Genomic DNA, 14,823 nt, shown 5'->3' on the forward strand with positions numbered 1-14,823 from the left:
ACCCTCTCCCCGCGAGTGGAGAGAGGGGACGAGAATGCTGATGCGGTTACAGCAAATGCGAGGGAGTGCGGTGGCGCAATGTCCCTTCTCCCCGCTTGCCGGGAGAAGGTCGCAGCAGCGGGATGAGGGGCTGTTGCCACCCATACCGCAGCTCACATCAAGCGCGGTTCTGACGATTGGCGATCAGGTCGTCGACGACGCCCGGATCGGCGAGCGTCGAAGTGTCGCCGAGCGAACCGAAATCGTCCTCGGCGATCTTGCGGAGAATCCGGCGCATGATCTTGCCCGAGCGTGTTTTCGGCAGGCCGGGCGCGAACTGGATCTTGTCCGGTGTCGCGATCGGTCCGATTTCCGAGCGGACGTGCTTGACGAGCGCCTGGCGCAGTTCGTCGTCTCCGACCTCGCCGGCCATCAGCGAAACGTAGCAATAGATGCCCTGACCCTTGATCGGATGCGGGTAGCCGACGACCGCCGCCTCGGAAACGAGGTTGTGCGAGACGAGCGCCGATTCCACCTCCGCCGTGCCGAGCCGGTGGCCGGAAACGTTCAGGACATCGTCGACGCGGCCGGTGATCCAATAGTAGCCGTCCTCGTCGCGGCGGCAGCCGTCGCCCGTGAAATACTTGCCCTTGTAGGTGGAGAAGTAGGTCTGGATGAAGCGTTCGTGATCGCCATAGACCGTCCGCATCTGCCCGGGCCAGCTATCGGTGATGCAAAGGTTGCCGTCGGCCGCACCCTCTACGACCTTGCCGTCGCTGTCGACGATCTGCGGCTGGACGCCGAAGAAGGGCCGCGTCGCGGAGCCGGGTTTGAGATCGGTAGCCCCCGGCAGCGGCGTGATCAGTATGCCGCCGGTTTCGGTCTGCCACCAGGTATCGACGACAGGGCAGCGCTCGTCGCCGACGACGTGATAGTACCACTCCCAGGCTTCCGGATTGATCGGCTCGCCGACCGTTCCGAGCAGGCGCAGCGAAGAACGCGAGGAGCGCTTGACGAAATCGTCGCCCGCTCCCATCAGCGAGCGGATCGCGGTCGGCGCGGTATAGAAGATGTTGACCTTGTGCTTGTCGACCACTTCCCAGAACCGTCCCGCGTCGGGGAAGTTCGGCACGCCCTCGAACATCAGCGTCGTCGCCGCATTGGCGAGCGGCCCGTAGACGATATAGGAGTGACCGGTGACCCAGCCGACATCGGCCGTGCACCAGTAGATGTCGCCGTCCTGGTAGTCGAACACGTATTGATGCGTCATCGAAGCATAGACGAGATAGCCGCCGGTCGTGTGCAGCACGCCTTTCGGCTTCCCGGTCGAGCCCGAGGTATAGAGAATGAAGAGCGGGTCCTCCGCATTCATCTTTTCCGGCGGGCAATGCGGCTCTGCCGCCGCGGTCTCCTGGTGATACCAGAGATCGCGGCCCGGTGCCCAGCCGACCTTGCCGCCGGTGCGGCGCACGACGAGGACCTTGCTGACCGTGACGTGCTGTCTGGCAGCGATGTCGATCGCGGTATCGGTGTTCTCCTTGAGCGGAACCGGCTTGCCGCCGCGCACGCCCTCGTCGCAGGTGATCACGAAGGTGGACTCGCAATCGACGATGCGGCCGGCGAGCGCCTCGGGCGAAAAGCCGCCGAAAACGACCGAATGGATCGCGCCGATGCGGGCACAGGCGAGCATCGCATAGGCTGCTTCCGGGATCATCGGCATATAGATGGTGACGCGGTCCCCCTTCTTTACGCCCTGCTCCTTCAAGACGTTGGCAAGACGGCAAACCTTGTCGTAGAGCTCGTTATAGGTGATCTTCTTGTCGAGATAGGGATTGTCTCCCTCCCAGATGATCGCCGTCTTTTCGCCGTGCGTCTTCAGGTGGCGGTCGATGCAATTGTAGGAGACGTTGGTCAGTCCGTCTTCGAACCACTTGATCGAGACATCGCCCTCGAAGGACGTGTTCTTGACCTTGGTATAGGGCTCGAACCATTCGATCCGCTTGCCGTGCTCGCCCCAGAACTTCTCCGGATCGGCAACGCTCTCGCGATACCATTCGAGATAGGTCGCATTGTCGAGCAGCGTGCGGTTCTTGGCCGCTTCCAGGACCGGGTAGGTCTTGACGTCCATAATTTTCCTCCCTGCGCATTTCTGGTCAGATCATGGGCGGAATGCCGGCGGAAAACCGCGCACAGATTTCCTCATTCCGCCCCGGATCGGCTCCCACCGGTCCTTTGCGACAATTCATAAGCAGGTCGCTTCCGGTCCGCAATTAGACAAAAGCACATTTGAAAGTGAAGAATTGCAATTTCGAGACAAGAACGGTATAGAACCCCCAATTCCCGGAAATGAGTGGTAGACTCCACGGCCCGCGACACCGGCGCGGACGGACAAAAGGACTATATCCATGGCTCAGCAACTGCTTATGCCCAAGGCAACAGCCGTCTGGCTGGTTGACAACACCGCACTCTCGTTCGACCAGATCGCGCAGTTCTGCAAGCTGCATCCGCTCGAGGTCAAGGCGATTGCCGACGGTGAGTCGGCGCAGGGTATCAAGGGCCTCGATCCAATCGCTACCGGTCAGCTTTCGCGCGACGAGATCGCACGCGCCGAAGGAAATCCGAATCACAAACTCAAGCTTTCGGAGCCGAAGGTCCGCGTCCCGGACTCCAAGCGCAAGGGCCCGCGCTATACGCCGGTCTCCAAGCGTCAGGACCGCCCGAACGCCATTCTGTGGCTGGTCCGCAACCATCCGGAGCTGAAGGACGCGCAGATCTCGCGTCTTGTCGGCACGACGAAGGCGACGATCGAGCAGATTCGCGAGCGCACCCACTGGAACTCCGCCAACCTGACGCCGATGGACCCGGTGACTCTCGGCCTCTGCTCGCAGATCGATCTGGACCTCGAGGTCGAGCGCGCCTCCAAGGGGCGCCCGCTGCCTTCGGCAGCCGAGACCGGCGCAACGCTCGAATCCGCACAGGAAACCGAGAAGCTCGACTACGGCCAGGATCGCGAAGAGGAAAAGGAAATCGACGCCGATGCCGTCTTCGCCAAGCTGAAGTCGCTGAAGTCGGACCGCAAGGACGACGAGGAAGACGACTACTGATCGCTTCGCCATCGGCGAGATGCGAAAACCCGGATCGCAGGATCCGGGTTTTTTATTGACCGTCGCTGACAGGATCGACGCAGGCGGGCGCCGCTTGTCTTTTGGCCCCGCTTGCCGGCAGGCGGACGAGGTGCAGTCCCGCGCACACTTCCTGGAAGTGCTAGATCACGATGTTTTTAGTCGGGTCGACCTAAAAGCATTAACGTGATCGATTCCAAGAAGTTGAGACGCGGGATGCGGGGCGGAAAACCGCGCACACTTTTCCTCATCCCGCTCTAAACGCCGATCCCCTTTGACCGCAACAGTTCGGTAATCTCGTCCAGGATCGCCGGATCGTCGATCGTTGCCGGCATCGTCCATGGCTGTCGGTCGATGATCTTCTGGATCGTCGAGCGCAGAATCTTGCCGGATCGCGTCTTTGGCAGCCGCTTGACGCAGACCGCCGTCCTGAAGGCGGCGACCGGCCCGATGCGCTCGCGCACGAGACCGACAACCTCCTTCTCGATTTCTTCCGTTTCACGGGAAACATTGGCGTTGATGACCAGGAAGCCCGCCGGCACCTGCCCCTTGAGGGGATCGGCGATGCCGATCACGGCGCATTCGGCGACGTCCGGATGGCTGGCGCAAACCTCTTCCATGGCCCCCGTCGACAGCCGGTGTCCCGCGACGTTGATGATGTCGTCGGTCCGGGCCATGATGAAGATATAGCCGTCCTCGTCGACATAGCCGGCATCCGCCGTCTTGTAGAAGCCGGGATATTCCTCGAGATAGGCCGCATGGAAGCGGTGATCGGCATTCCAGAGCGTCGGCAGGCACCCGGGCGGCAACGGCAGCTTGATCACGACATTGCCGAGCGTGCCGGTTTCCACCGGGTGGCCCGCGTCGTCGACGACCTGCACGTCATAGCCGGGGAGGGGAACCGCCGGGGAACCGTATTTTACCGACAGGAGGCCGAGACCCAATGGATTGCCGGCAACGGGCCATCCTGTTTCGGTCTGCCACCAGTGATCGATGACCGGGACCTTCAGCGCCCGTTCCGCCCAGCGGATCGTGTCCGGGTCGGCCCGCTCGCCCGCGAGATAAAGGGCCCGGAACCGCGACAGGTCGTAACGGCCCGCATGGGCCGCTTCCGGGTCCTCCTTGCGGATCGCTCGCAGCGCCGTCGGCGCGGTGAACATGACGGCCACGCCGTGTTCGGAAATGACGCGCCAATAGGTTCCGGGGTCGGGCGTCCCGACCGGCTTTCCTTCGAAGAGGACCGAGGTGCAGCCGTTGAGGAGCGGCCCATAGACGATGTAGGAATGACCGACCACCCAGCCGATGTCGGAAGCCGCCCAGAACACGTCGCCGGCATTGACTCCGAAGAAGTGCTCCATCGACCATCTGAGCGCGACCATGTGGCCGCCATTGTCCCGCACGACGCCTTTCGGCTGGCCGGTCGTGCCGGACGTATAGAGGACATAGAGCGGATCGGTGGAGGCGACCGGCGTGCAAGAGGCTTCCTCACCGGCGTCTCTGGCCGCCGCAAGCGCTTCGGCGAAATCGATGTCGCGGCCGCTAACCATTTCGGCGGCGAGCATGTCGCGCTGATAGATGAGGCAACGGGCCGGCTTGTGGCTGGCCGTTTCGATCGCCTGATCGAGCAGAGGCTTGTAGGCGACGGTTCGCCCGGGCTCCAGCCCGCAGCTCGCCGAGACGACGATCTTCGCCTGGCAATCATCGATGCGCATGGCGAGTTCGTTGGCGGCAAAGCCGCCGAAGACGACGGAATGCACCGCGCCGATCCGCGCTGCCGCGAGCATGGCGACCGCCGCCTGCGGGATCATCGGCATGTAGATGATGATGCGATCGCCCTTGTCGACGCCCAGCTTGCGGTAGATCGCAGCCATAGCCTTCACATCGGCGAGCAGGTCCGCATAGGAGATCCTCTCGATCCGGCCGGTGACGGGACTGTCGTATATAAAGGCCAGCTGCTCGCCACGGCCGGCCTCGACATGCCGGTCCAGGCAGTTGTGGCAGGTGTTGGTGACGCCGTCCGGAAACCAGTGACCATAGGTGCCGCCGGCAGGCTCGAAAATGCGCTCCGGCCGCTTGAACCAGTCGATCGCCGATGCGGCATCTGCCCAGAAGCCGTGCGGATCGGTTTTCCACGCGGCATACACTTCGGAATAGCGGCTCGCCATACCCGTTTCCTCCCACTCGCTCTCCGGACGAGAAGCCCGGTTCCTCCACTTCGAAAGATAGGCGAACGGAGGTAAACGGGAACCCCGACGAAAGGGTAATGGGGAGCGGGACTCAGCGCGCTCCGAAAATGGCGGAGCCTACCCGCACGCCGGTGGCGCCGAAGGCGATTGCCGTTTCGAAGTCACCGGACATGCCCATGGAGAGCCTGGAAAGGCCGCACTGACCGGCAAGCTTGGCGAGCAGGGCGAAGTGCGGTCCCGGATTTTCGTCGAACGGCGGAATGCACATCAGTCCTTCGATGTTCAGAGCCAACTCGTCACGGCAGAGCGCGACGAAAGCGGCCGCGTCTTCCGGCGCGATGCCCGCCTTCTGCGGCTCGAGACCGGTGTTCACCTGAACATAGAGGCGGATGTCGCGTCCCTGGCGCTTCATTTCGGCGGCGACCGCGCGCGCGATCTTCTCCCTGTCGATCGTCTCGATGACGTCGAAGAGCGCAACGGCGTCGGCAGCTTTGTTGGATTGCAGCGGACCGATCAGGTGCAGCTCGATGTCGGGGGTCTCACGCTTGAGCGCGGGCCATTTGGCCTGCGCTTCCTGCACGCGGTTCTCGCCGAAGACGCGCTGGCCAGCTTCGATCACCGGCCGGATCGTCTCGGCGTCGAACGTTTTCGACACGGCCACCAGACTGACGGCATTTTCCGGACGGTTCGCCGACTTCTCGCTTGCGCGAATCCGGCTCAGCACTTCGTTCAGCCGTTCCTCGACTTCCATCCCCACGCTCCTGTTCAAGATCGTTTCGACATCTTCGCTAGCGGCTTATTGAAACTTGCGGCGCTTGCCAAGTCCAGCACAAGCCGGAGCGGGCGGGTTCGCCTCGGCCGTGGCGTCATCTGCCCTCGTTTGCACTGCGAATCGAGTGGACCGCCTGGCGAATCCTTCAAAACTTGACGCTTGGGGCGTTTCGTGGTGAAGGTCACGCCAGCTATCACGCGGGCGCTCGCGCCCGGCAGAATTTCCGGAACATCGACAAAGACATGGCTACCGAACGATATAATCCGCGCGATGCCGAACCGCGCTGGCAGCACCAATGGGAAGCGGGCAAGGTCTTCGAGACGAAGAACGACGATCCGCGCGACAAATATTACGTCCTGGAGATGTTCCCCTATCCATCCGGACGGATCCACATGGGTCACGTGCGCAATTACACGATGGGCGACGTGGTCGCCCGCTACAAGCGCGCCCGCGGCTTCAACGTGCTGCACCCGATGGGCTGGGACGCCTTCGGCATGCCGGCGGAAAACGCCGCCATGGAGCGCGGCGTCCATCCGGCGAGCTGGACGTACCAGAACATTGCCTCGATGAAGGCGCAGCTCAAGGTCATGGGGCTTTCGCTCGACTGGAGCCGGGAATTTGCGACCTGCGATCCCGAATATTACCAGCGCCAGCAGCACCTTTTCCTCGATTTCCTGGAAAAAGGCCTGGTCTACCGGAAGCAGTCGAAGGTCAACTGGGACCCGGTCGACAATACCGTGCTCGCCAACGAGCAGGTGATAGAAGGCCGCGGCTGGCGCTCCGGCGCGCTCGTTGAACAGCGCGAGCTGACGCAATGGTTCTTCCGCATCACCGACTTCAGCCAGGATCTGCTCGACGCGCTCGACACGCTCGACGAGTGGCCCGAAAAAGTGCGGCTGATGCAGAAGAACTGGATTGGCCGCTCAGAAGGGCTTTCGGTCCGCTGGGAGCTCGATCCGGCGACGGTCCCCGGCGAGGAAAAGGACGTCACGGTCTATACGACGCGGCCGGACACGCTGTTCGGCGCCTCCTTCCTGGCGATCTCCGCCGATCATCCGCTCGCCAGGGATGCCGCAGCCAAGAACGCCGAGATCGAAGCCTTCTGCGAGGAATGCCGGCGCGCCGGCACGTCGCTCGCCGCACTGGAAACGGCGGAGAAGAAGGGCATCGACACCGGCATACGCGCACGGCATCCCTTCGATCCGAACTGGGAGCTGCCGGTCTACGTCGCCAATTTCGTGCTGATGGACTACGGCACGGGCGCCATCTTCGGCTGCCCCTCGGGCGACCAGCGCGACCTCGACTTCGCCCGCAAATATGATCTGCCGGTCGTTCCGGTGGTGATGCCGAAGGATGCCGATCCGCAGACCTTCACGATCGGCGACGAGGCCTATGACGGCGACGGCGTGATGATCAATTCGCGCTTCCTCGACGGGCTTTCGGCGGAAGAGGCGTTCGAGACCGTCGCCTCCAGGCTCGAAAACGATCTGCTGAACGGCACGCCGCGCGCCGAGCGCAAGGTCAATTTCCGCCTGCGCGACTGGGGCATTTCCCGCCAGCGCTACTGGGGCTGCCCGATCCCGGTCATTCACTGCGACGACTGCGGCGTCGTTCCGGTGCCGAAGGCAGATCTGCCCGTGACGCTGCCGCCGGACGTGACCTTCGACAAACCCGGCAATCCGCTCGATCGTCACCCGACCTGGCGTCACGTCGCCTGCCCGCAATGCGGCAAGGACGCGCGCCGGGAAACCGACACGATGGATACCTTCGTCGATTCCTCCTGGTACTTCACCCGCTTTACGGCGCCCTGGGAGGACAACCCGACGGATCCGAAAGCGGCCAATCACTGGCTGCCGGTCGACCAGTATATCGGCGGCATCGAGCACGCGATCCTGCATCTGCTCTATTCGCGCTTCTTCACCCGCGCGATGAAGGCGACCGGCCATGTGGCGCTGGACGAGCCCTTCAAGGGGCTGTTCACGCAGGGCATGGTCGTCCACGAGACCTATAGCCGCGGCGAAGGCGCGCAGCGGGAATGGATCACGCCCGCCGAGATCCGCGTGGAGGAAGTCGACGGACAGCGGCGCGCGGTCCACATCGAGACCGGCGAGGAAGTCGCCATCGGCTCGATCGAGAAGATGTCGAAGTCGAAGAAGAACGTCGTCGACCCGGATGACATCATCGGCTCCTACGGTGCCGACACGGCACGTTTCTTCGTGCTCTCCGATTCGCCGCCGGATCGCGACGTCATCTGGTCCGAGGCAGGCGTCGAAGGCGCCCATCGCTTCGTGCAGCGCGTCTGGCGTCTTCTGACCGAGGCCGCGGAGAGGCTGCGTGCCGTCGATGCCGCGCCGGCAAGCGGAGGCGAGGGGCTTGCCGTGTCCCAGGCCGCCCATCGCACGCTCAAGGCGGTAGAGGCCGACTATGACAAGCTCGCCTTCAACAAGGCGGTCGCACGTATCTACGAGCTGGTGAACGCCATGGCCGCCCCGCTGACGCAGGTCGCGAGCGGCAAGGCGGACAACGCTCTGACTGCTGCGGTAAAGGACGCCGCCGCGATCCTGATCAACCTGATCGCGCCGATGATGCCGCATCTTGCGGAAGAATGCTGGCGGGAGATCGGCGGCGAAGGTCTCATCGCCGAGAGGCCTTGGCCGAAATTCGATCCTGCGCTCATCGTCGAGAACGAGATCACGCTGCCGGTCCAGATCAACGGGAAAAAGCGTGCCGATTTGACAATCGCGCGCGACGCAGATCAGAGTGCGATCGAAAGCGCCGTGCTCGCGCTGGATGCCGTCAAGGCCGCGCTCAACGGCGGCCGCCCGAAGAAGATCATCGTCGTGCCTCAGAGGATCGTCAATGTCGTTGTCTGATATAGCTGGCTTCCGTCTTCGGTCCTTGGGCTTCGTAGCCGGCGCATTGTCGCTTGCGGTACTCGGCGGCTGCCAGGTCAGGCCCCTTTATTCCGACGGTCCGACTGGCTCGACGTCGATCGCGCTTGCCGCGATCGAGATTTCGGAAGCCGACGACCGCGTCGAGCAGGAAGTCCGAAATGCCCTCGTCTTTCTGACGTCGCGCGGCCAGGGCGAACCGGTCAATCCGCAATACCATCTGGCGCTTAGCGTCTCGCACCGGACAATGGGCGTGCTCTATGAGAGCACGGATAATGACCATGACGACGACGACGCCGGAGCCGGCCGCATCGTCGTGAAGGCCGACTACAACCTGACCAAGACCGCCACCGGCGAGACCGTGAAGGCGGGCAACCGGACGGCCGTCGCCTTGGTCGATTTCCCCCAGCAGGAATTCGCCAAGATTCGCGCCGTGCGCGACGGCGAGAACCGCGCCGCCAAGGAGCTGGCGGAGATTATCGGGGCCGACCTTGCAGCCGCCCTCGGCCGCTGATCCGATCGTCAGATGAGCGAGGTCAAGTCGCACGAATTCGATAGTTTCCTGCAGCGATCTGCGGCGATCTACCGGCTATTCCTGCTCTACGGTCCCGATCGCGGCCTCGTCTCGGAACGCGCGTCCGAGCTCGCCGGCAGCTTCGGCATCCCCCTCGATGATCCCTTCGCCGTCGTCAAGCTGGACGCAGCTACGTTGCAGGGCGCCGGTAGCGTGCTTGACGAGGTCAATGCCATCGGCCTGTTCGGCGGCGACAAGCTGGTCTGGGTGCGCGGCGCGTCCGCTGAGAAGGCGCTCACCGAAGCGCTGCAGATCCTCGCGGCCGATCCCCCGGCCGGCGCCCGTCTCATCGTCGAAGCCGGCGACCTCAAGAAGGGGGCGGCGCTCAGGAAGGTTGGCGAGACTTCTCGCTCCGTCGCTTCGATCGCCTGCTACAGCGACGACATCAGGGGCCTGCAGGCACTTGTCGACACGGAACTTTCGGAAGCGGGCCTGCGCATCAGTCCCGCCGCGCGCGAACGCCTCGTCGAGGCGCTCGGGGGCGACCGCATGGCTTCGCGCAACGAGCTTCGCAAACTCGCCCTCTATTGCCGCGGCAAGGATATGGTCGATGAGGATGACGTCCTCGGTATCGTCGGCGACGCCAGCGCCATTTCGGTCGACGATGCGGTCGATGCGGTGTTGAAGGGCGACGCCGACGCGCTGCTGCATGCGATGAAGAAGATCACGACATCCAAGACGCCGCCTTTCCTGGTGCTTCAGGCCTGCCTCAGGCAATTCCAGCAGCTCGACGTGATGCGAGCCGAAATGGATGCGAGCCGCCAGTCTGCGGGCCAGGTCGTCGCAAGCCTCGGCCGCGGCCTGCACTTCCGCCGCAAGCCGGTTGTCGAGGCGGCGCTGAAACACTGGACCGGGCCGGCGATTCGACGCGAATTGGGCCGCCTGCAGGCGACGATCTATCAAAGCCGCAGCCGCCAGAGCCTCGAGGAAAGCCTGGTGATCCAGAATCTCCTGGCGATCACCATCCAGTCGGCGAGGCGTTGAGTTTGTACTTCAACGCCGTTCGAGCAGCCGGCAAATCTCTTCCAGTTGATCGAGCGTCTTATATGTGATCTTGAGATGCCCGCCGCTGGCCTTGTGGTTGACACTCACTTCGAGGCCGAGGCTATCCGACAGGGTGCGCTCCAGCGCCAGCGTATCGGCGTCCTTTTCCTCGCGCTGGCGGCCCTTTGCGTAGTTGGGATCGTTCTGCGACTTGATGTCGTTCTGCGCCAGCCGTTCGGCCTCGCGAACCGAGAGACCCTTCGAGACGACCGCGCGCGCCAATGCCACCGGGTCCGATGTGGGTATAAGCGCGCGGGCATGGCCCGCGGAAAGGCTGCCATCGGAAAGCATGTCGCGCACGGGCTCCGGCAGCTTCAGAAGGCGCAGGCTGTTCGCAACATGGCTTCGGCTCTTGCCGATGATGTCGCCGAGATCGTTCTGCGTGTAGCCGTGTTCCGCGATCAGTTGCTCGTAGCCCAGGGCCTCTTCGAGGGGATTGAGGTCGGAGCGCTGAACATTCTCGACGATGGCGATTTCGAGCGCCGTCCTGTCGTCGACGTCGCGCACGATGACCGGTATTTCGGTGAAGCCGGCAAGTTGCGCCGCGCGCCAGCGCCTTTCGCCGGCGATGATCTCATATCGTTCGTGACCGATGGTGCGCACGACGACCGGCTGAACGATCCCGTGCTGACGGATCGAGCTTGCAAGGTCCTGGAGCTCGGCCTCATCGAACTGCCGGCGGGGGTTGCGAGGGTTACGGGAAACGAACTCGATCGGGATCCGCCGATCGGCGCTGATGGCGGCGGCGGGAGCAGCGCCGGTGTGCAGCGGCTGATCCATTTCACCGATCAAAGCGGCAAGGCCGCGACCCAGACGCCTCTTGGAGCTGTCGTCGTTCATCTGACACCCAATTAATTACGATACCGAAACGATTAGGCGGCCTTCCGCTGCCTTTCGCGCTGAATGACCTCCGAGGCCAACTGGAGATAAGCCTGACTTCCGGCGCATTTAAGGTCATACAGAATGGCCGGCTTACCATAGGAAGGTGCCTCGGACACCCGCACATTGCGGGGAATGAGCGTATGATAAACCTTATCCCCCAAGTGCAAGCGGACGTCGCTGACGACCTGCTGGGCGAGATTGTTCCGGGAATCGAACATAGTCAGTACGATACCCTGGATATCGAGGCCCGGATTGACCGTCTGCCGCACCTGATCCACCGTTTCCAACAGCTGGCTCAAGCCTTCCAGCGCAAAAAACTCGCACTGTAATGGCACGAGAACCGAATGCGCCGCCGCCATCGCATTCATCGTCAAGAGATTGAAGGAGGGCGGGCAGTCTACCAGCACATAGGAATAGGCGAGGGCATCCACCGAAGCCAAAGCCTTTCGAAGCCTGAAGACCCGGTCCGATTCCTTGGAAATTTCCATTTCAACGCCGAGCAGATCCATGGTCGAAGGCACGATGGCAAGATTCGGAACCGCCGTATCCTGTGCAATCTGGCCGATGGAATGGGTCCCCATCATCAACTCATAGGAAGACAGATGCCGGGCACGACGCTGGATCCCGAGCCCGGTGCTGGCATTGCCCTGCGGATCGAGATCGACGATCAGCACCCTTTCGCCGATGGCGGCGAGCGCCGTCGCAAGATTGATGGCCGTCGTCGTTTTGCCGACGCCGCCCTTCTGATTGGCAATAGTGATAATCCGATTCTTTGGGCCAAACATGTTTCGCTCGCCTATCACTTCGTCCGACGTGAAAGATTTGCAATCTCGAGCACAACCGAATCCGGCTCGACGACACTTGCATGTTTTATCAGATCGAATTGAAAGCGGCTAACGGCTTTGTCGACTTCCTGCTGATAATCCCGCCCTTTGTGAAAGAAAGCGACCGTTCCGGAGCCTTCAGCGAGCATCCATGGAGCACAATAGTCGAGCAATTGGCTCAAATCGGCGAGCGCACGCGCCGAAATCGCGTCGCAACTCGGGATTTCGGCGGGCGCTGCCTCGATTCGAATCGGATGAACGGAACCCCTGGCTCCGGTTTCCCTCAGCGCAACGCGCAAGAATGCGGCCTTCTTGTTATTACTCTCCACCAGATGGACCCATCCGCCCTCTGCCTCCGAGAGGCAAATCGCCGTAATGACCCCGGGAAATCCGCCGCCGCTTCCGAGATCGACCCAGGTCTTCGTCCCAGGGGAGAGTTGGTAAAGCTGGAGGCTATCGAGGATATGGCGCCGCCATAAATCCTCCAGCGTCGACGGCGCGACGAGGTTGATCGATCGCGCCCATTTCTGGAAAAGGGAGGCAAAATGTTCGAGCTTTTGAACCGTTTCACGTGAAACACGCAATCCGTTCAGTGCCTGAGTGAGACTCGCTTGCATTGTATACCTTACCCACCCACACGTTGTGCTTGGCGAACCTGCCTGCGCAGCCAAGACAAAATGAGAGATATAGCTGCTGGCGTCACGCCATCGACTTTCATGGCCTGGGCGAGGTTCCTCGGTTTGTGCTGTGCCAGCTTTTGCTTAAGCTCGTTCGAAAGCCCGGGAAGCACCTCGTAGTCGAAATCATCCGGTATGGACGTATTTTCATCCCGCCTTACACCGGCAATGTCAGTGGCCTGACGCTCCATGTAGACAGCATAGGCCGCATCGATCTCCAGCGCCTCGACCACTCCGGCAGGAATGGTTTGAAGTTCAGGCCAAAGCGGCTTCAAGGCGGCGATCGACTGGTCCGGGTAGGAGAGGATATCGAAAGCGGTCCGACGCTGTCCGTCCTGATTGAGCTTCAGGCCGAAACGCTTGCCTTCGCTTGGCGTGACTGAAAGAGACTGGAGGAGCGTGCGTCCCGTCTCATAGGAATGCTTCCATGCCTCGAAGCGCTGACGGCGCGCGTCGCCGACACATCCCAGGGCAATACCCGCCGGAGTCAACCGCATGTCCGCATTATCTGCGCGCAACGACAGCCTGTATTCCGCCCGCGACGTGAACATGCGATAGGGTTCGGTTATGCCCCGCGAAGTCAGGTCATCGATCATCACCCCGATGTAGGAGTCGGTGCGGCTGAAGAAATGTGGAGCGCGGCCGATCGAGCGAAGCGCGGCATTCAAACCGGCAACGAGCCCCTGAGCTCCTGCCTCTTCGTATCCCGTTGTGCCGTTGATCTGCCCCGCAAGAAATAGTCCGGGCATTTTGCGCACGCCCAAGGACAGTTCCAGCTCCCGCGGATCGACGTGGTCGTACTCGATCGCGTAGCCCGGCTGCAGGATCTTGACCTGCTCTAACCCCGGAATTGTACGAATGAAGGCGTCCTGCACATCCTCGGGAAGGGAGGTCGAGATCCCGTTCGGATAAACGGTGTCATCGTCCAGTCCTTCCGGCTCCAGAAATATCTGGTGACCGTCCCTCTCGCCGAAGCGAACGATCTTGTCCTCGATAGAGGGGCAATAGCGTGGGCCGACGCCTTCGATCTGTCCCGAATACATCGCGGATTGGTGAATGTTATCGGCGATGATCTTGTGCGTTGCATCCGTGGTTCGCGTTACGCCGCAATCAATCTGACGATTGATGATCGCATCGGTCATGAACGAGAACGGAACCGGGTTTTCGTCCGGACCTTGGCGCCCGACGCGGTCCCAGTCAATCGTGCGCCCGTCCAAGCGCGCCGGCGTGCCGGTCTTCAATCGGCCAAGCTGCAGGCCGAAACGCCGCAGTGTCCCGGAGAGGCCTAGAGACGGTTCCTCACCCACGCGTCCGGCCGGAATCTTGCGCTGACCGATATGGATGAGGCCCTTTAGAAACGTGCCGGTCGTAAGAACGACGGCTGCCGCCCGAAAGACCCGCCCGTCCTTCATAGCCGTGCCACAAACCACACCGTCCTCTGTCAATAGATCGAAGGCATCGCCTTCAATCACCGAGAGGTTTTCGATCCCGCTGATCTCCCGCTGCATTGCCTCGCGATACAGCTTGCGATCTGCCTGCGTCCGTGGGCCGCGCACTGCCGGCCCCTTGCGCCGGTTGAGTAGCCGGAACTGGATGCCGGCAGCATCGGCCACACGTCCCATGAGGCCGTCGAGTGCATCGATCTCCCGGACGAGATGGCCCTTGCCCAGCCCACCGATCGCGGGGTTACAGGACATTACCCCGATGGTATCCATTTTATGCGTAATGAGGACCGTACGGGCGCCGAGCCGCGCAGAAGCCGAGGCAGCTTCGCAGCCCGCGTGGCCTCCACCAATCACGATGACATCATAGTCCGTCATAGACATGCTCCAGCCTAGACCCTTTTCCGGCTTCCGCCTTGATTGTCGGTTC

Annotated in this window: 11 protein-coding genes; 4 read left to right on the top strand and 7 right to left on the bottom strand. The window is 62.2% G+C overall.

Annotated features, from left to right (window positions below; translation table 11 throughout):
- Positions 1 to 157: 157 nt before the first annotated feature.
- Complete coding sequence (acs, locus tag PZL22_RS17960; RefSeq protein WP_003531753.1) at positions 158 to 2,107, bottom strand: acetate--CoA ligase; 1,950 nt, start codon at positions 2,105 to 2,107, stop codon at positions 158 to 160.
- A 277-nt stretch (positions 2,108 to 2,384) separates the two neighbouring features.
- Between acs and PZL22_RS17965 the strand changes: the two genes are divergently transcribed.
- The gene (locus tag PZL22_RS17965; protein WP_003531751.1) at positions 2,385 to 3,083 is read left to right on the top strand and encodes a DUF1013 domain-containing protein; all 699 of its coding nucleotides are present in this window, start codon (positions 2,385 to 2,387) and stop codon (positions 3,081 to 3,083) included.
- A 275-nt stretch (positions 3,084 to 3,358) separates the two neighbouring features.
- On the opposite strand, the gene PZL22_RS17970 is transcribed toward PZL22_RS17965, so the two are convergent.
- Together PZL22_RS17970 and PZL22_RS17975 are read right to left on the bottom strand one after the other, a co-directional pair.
- Positions 3,359 to 5,266 carry an AMP-binding protein gene (locus PZL22_RS17970; RefSeq protein ID WP_284718523.1) on the bottom strand — a complete coding sequence of 636 codons (1,908 nt, stop codon included), beginning with the start codon at positions 5,264 to 5,266 and terminating at the stop codon, positions 3,359 to 3,361.
- A 112-nt stretch (positions 5,267 to 5,378) separates the two neighbouring features.
- Entirely contained in the window at positions 5,379 to 6,038 is a 660-nt protein-coding gene (locus PZL22_RS17975) for a YggS family pyridoxal phosphate-dependent enzyme (protein ID WP_003531743.1), read from the bottom strand.
- A 263-nt stretch (positions 6,039 to 6,301) separates the two neighbouring features.
- On the opposite strand from PZL22_RS17975, the gene leuS reads away from it, so the two are divergent.
- The 3 genes from leuS to holA are packed head-to-tail and all read left to right on the top strand — an operon-like array spanning position 6,302 to position 10,508.
- On the top strand, positions 6,302 to 8,932 hold the full coding sequence (leuS, locus tag PZL22_RS17980) for a leucine--tRNA ligase (protein WP_003531742.1): 2,631 nt from the start codon (positions 6,302 to 6,304) through the stop codon (positions 8,930 to 8,932).
- The gene (locus PZL22_RS17985; protein ID WP_003531740.1) at positions 8,919 to 9,464 is read left to right on the top strand and encodes an LPS assembly lipoprotein LptE; all 546 of its coding nucleotides are present in this window, start codon (positions 8,919 to 8,921) and stop codon (positions 9,462 to 9,464) included. Before leuS ends, PZL22_RS17985 begins: the two co-directional genes overlap by 14 nt.
- 12 nt (positions 9,465 to 9,476) lie before the next feature.
- Complete coding sequence (gene holA, locus PZL22_RS17990; protein WP_003531738.1) at positions 9,477 to 10,508, top strand: DNA polymerase III subunit delta; 1,032 nt, start codon at positions 9,477 to 9,479, stop codon at positions 10,506 to 10,508.
- Between the two features lie 9 nt (positions 10,509 to 10,517).
- On the opposite strand, the gene PZL22_RS17995 is transcribed toward holA, so the two are convergent.
- The 4 genes from PZL22_RS17995 to mnmG are packed head-to-tail and all read right to left on the bottom strand — an operon-like array spanning position 10,518 to position 14,771.
- On the bottom strand, positions 10,518 to 11,408 hold the full coding sequence (locus PZL22_RS17995; RefSeq protein WP_003531736.1) for a ParB/RepB/Spo0J family partition protein: 891 nt from the start codon (positions 11,406 to 11,408) through the stop codon (positions 10,518 to 10,520).
- A 32-nt stretch (positions 11,409 to 11,440) separates the two neighbouring features.
- Positions 11,441 to 12,235, bottom strand: coding sequence for a ParA family protein (locus PZL22_RS18000; RefSeq protein ID WP_013844943.1), 795 nt, complete (start codon positions 12,233 to 12,235; stop codon positions 11,441 to 11,443).
- A gap of 14 nt (positions 12,236 to 12,249) precedes the next feature.
- Complete coding sequence (gene rsmG / locus PZL22_RS18005; protein WP_003531734.1) at positions 12,250 to 12,891, bottom strand: 16S rRNA (guanine(527)-N(7))-methyltransferase RsmG; 642 nt, start codon at positions 12,889 to 12,891, stop codon at positions 12,250 to 12,252.
- Positions 12,892 to 12,899: 8 nt separating this feature from the next.
- Positions 12,900 to 14,771 (bottom strand): tRNA uridine-5-carboxymethylaminomethyl(34) synthesis enzyme MnmG, encoded by a 1,872-nt coding sequence (gene mnmG / locus PZL22_RS18010; protein ID WP_003531733.1) that lies wholly within the window; start codon positions 14,769 to 14,771, stop codon positions 12,900 to 12,902.
- Between the last annotated feature and the right edge of the window lie 52 nt (positions 14,772 to 14,823).

Source organism: Ensifer meliloti, assembly GCF_030064585.1.
GTDB classification, from domain to species: Bacteria; Pseudomonadota; Alphaproteobacteria; order Rhizobiales; family Rhizobiaceae; genus Sinorhizobium; species Sinorhizobium meliloti.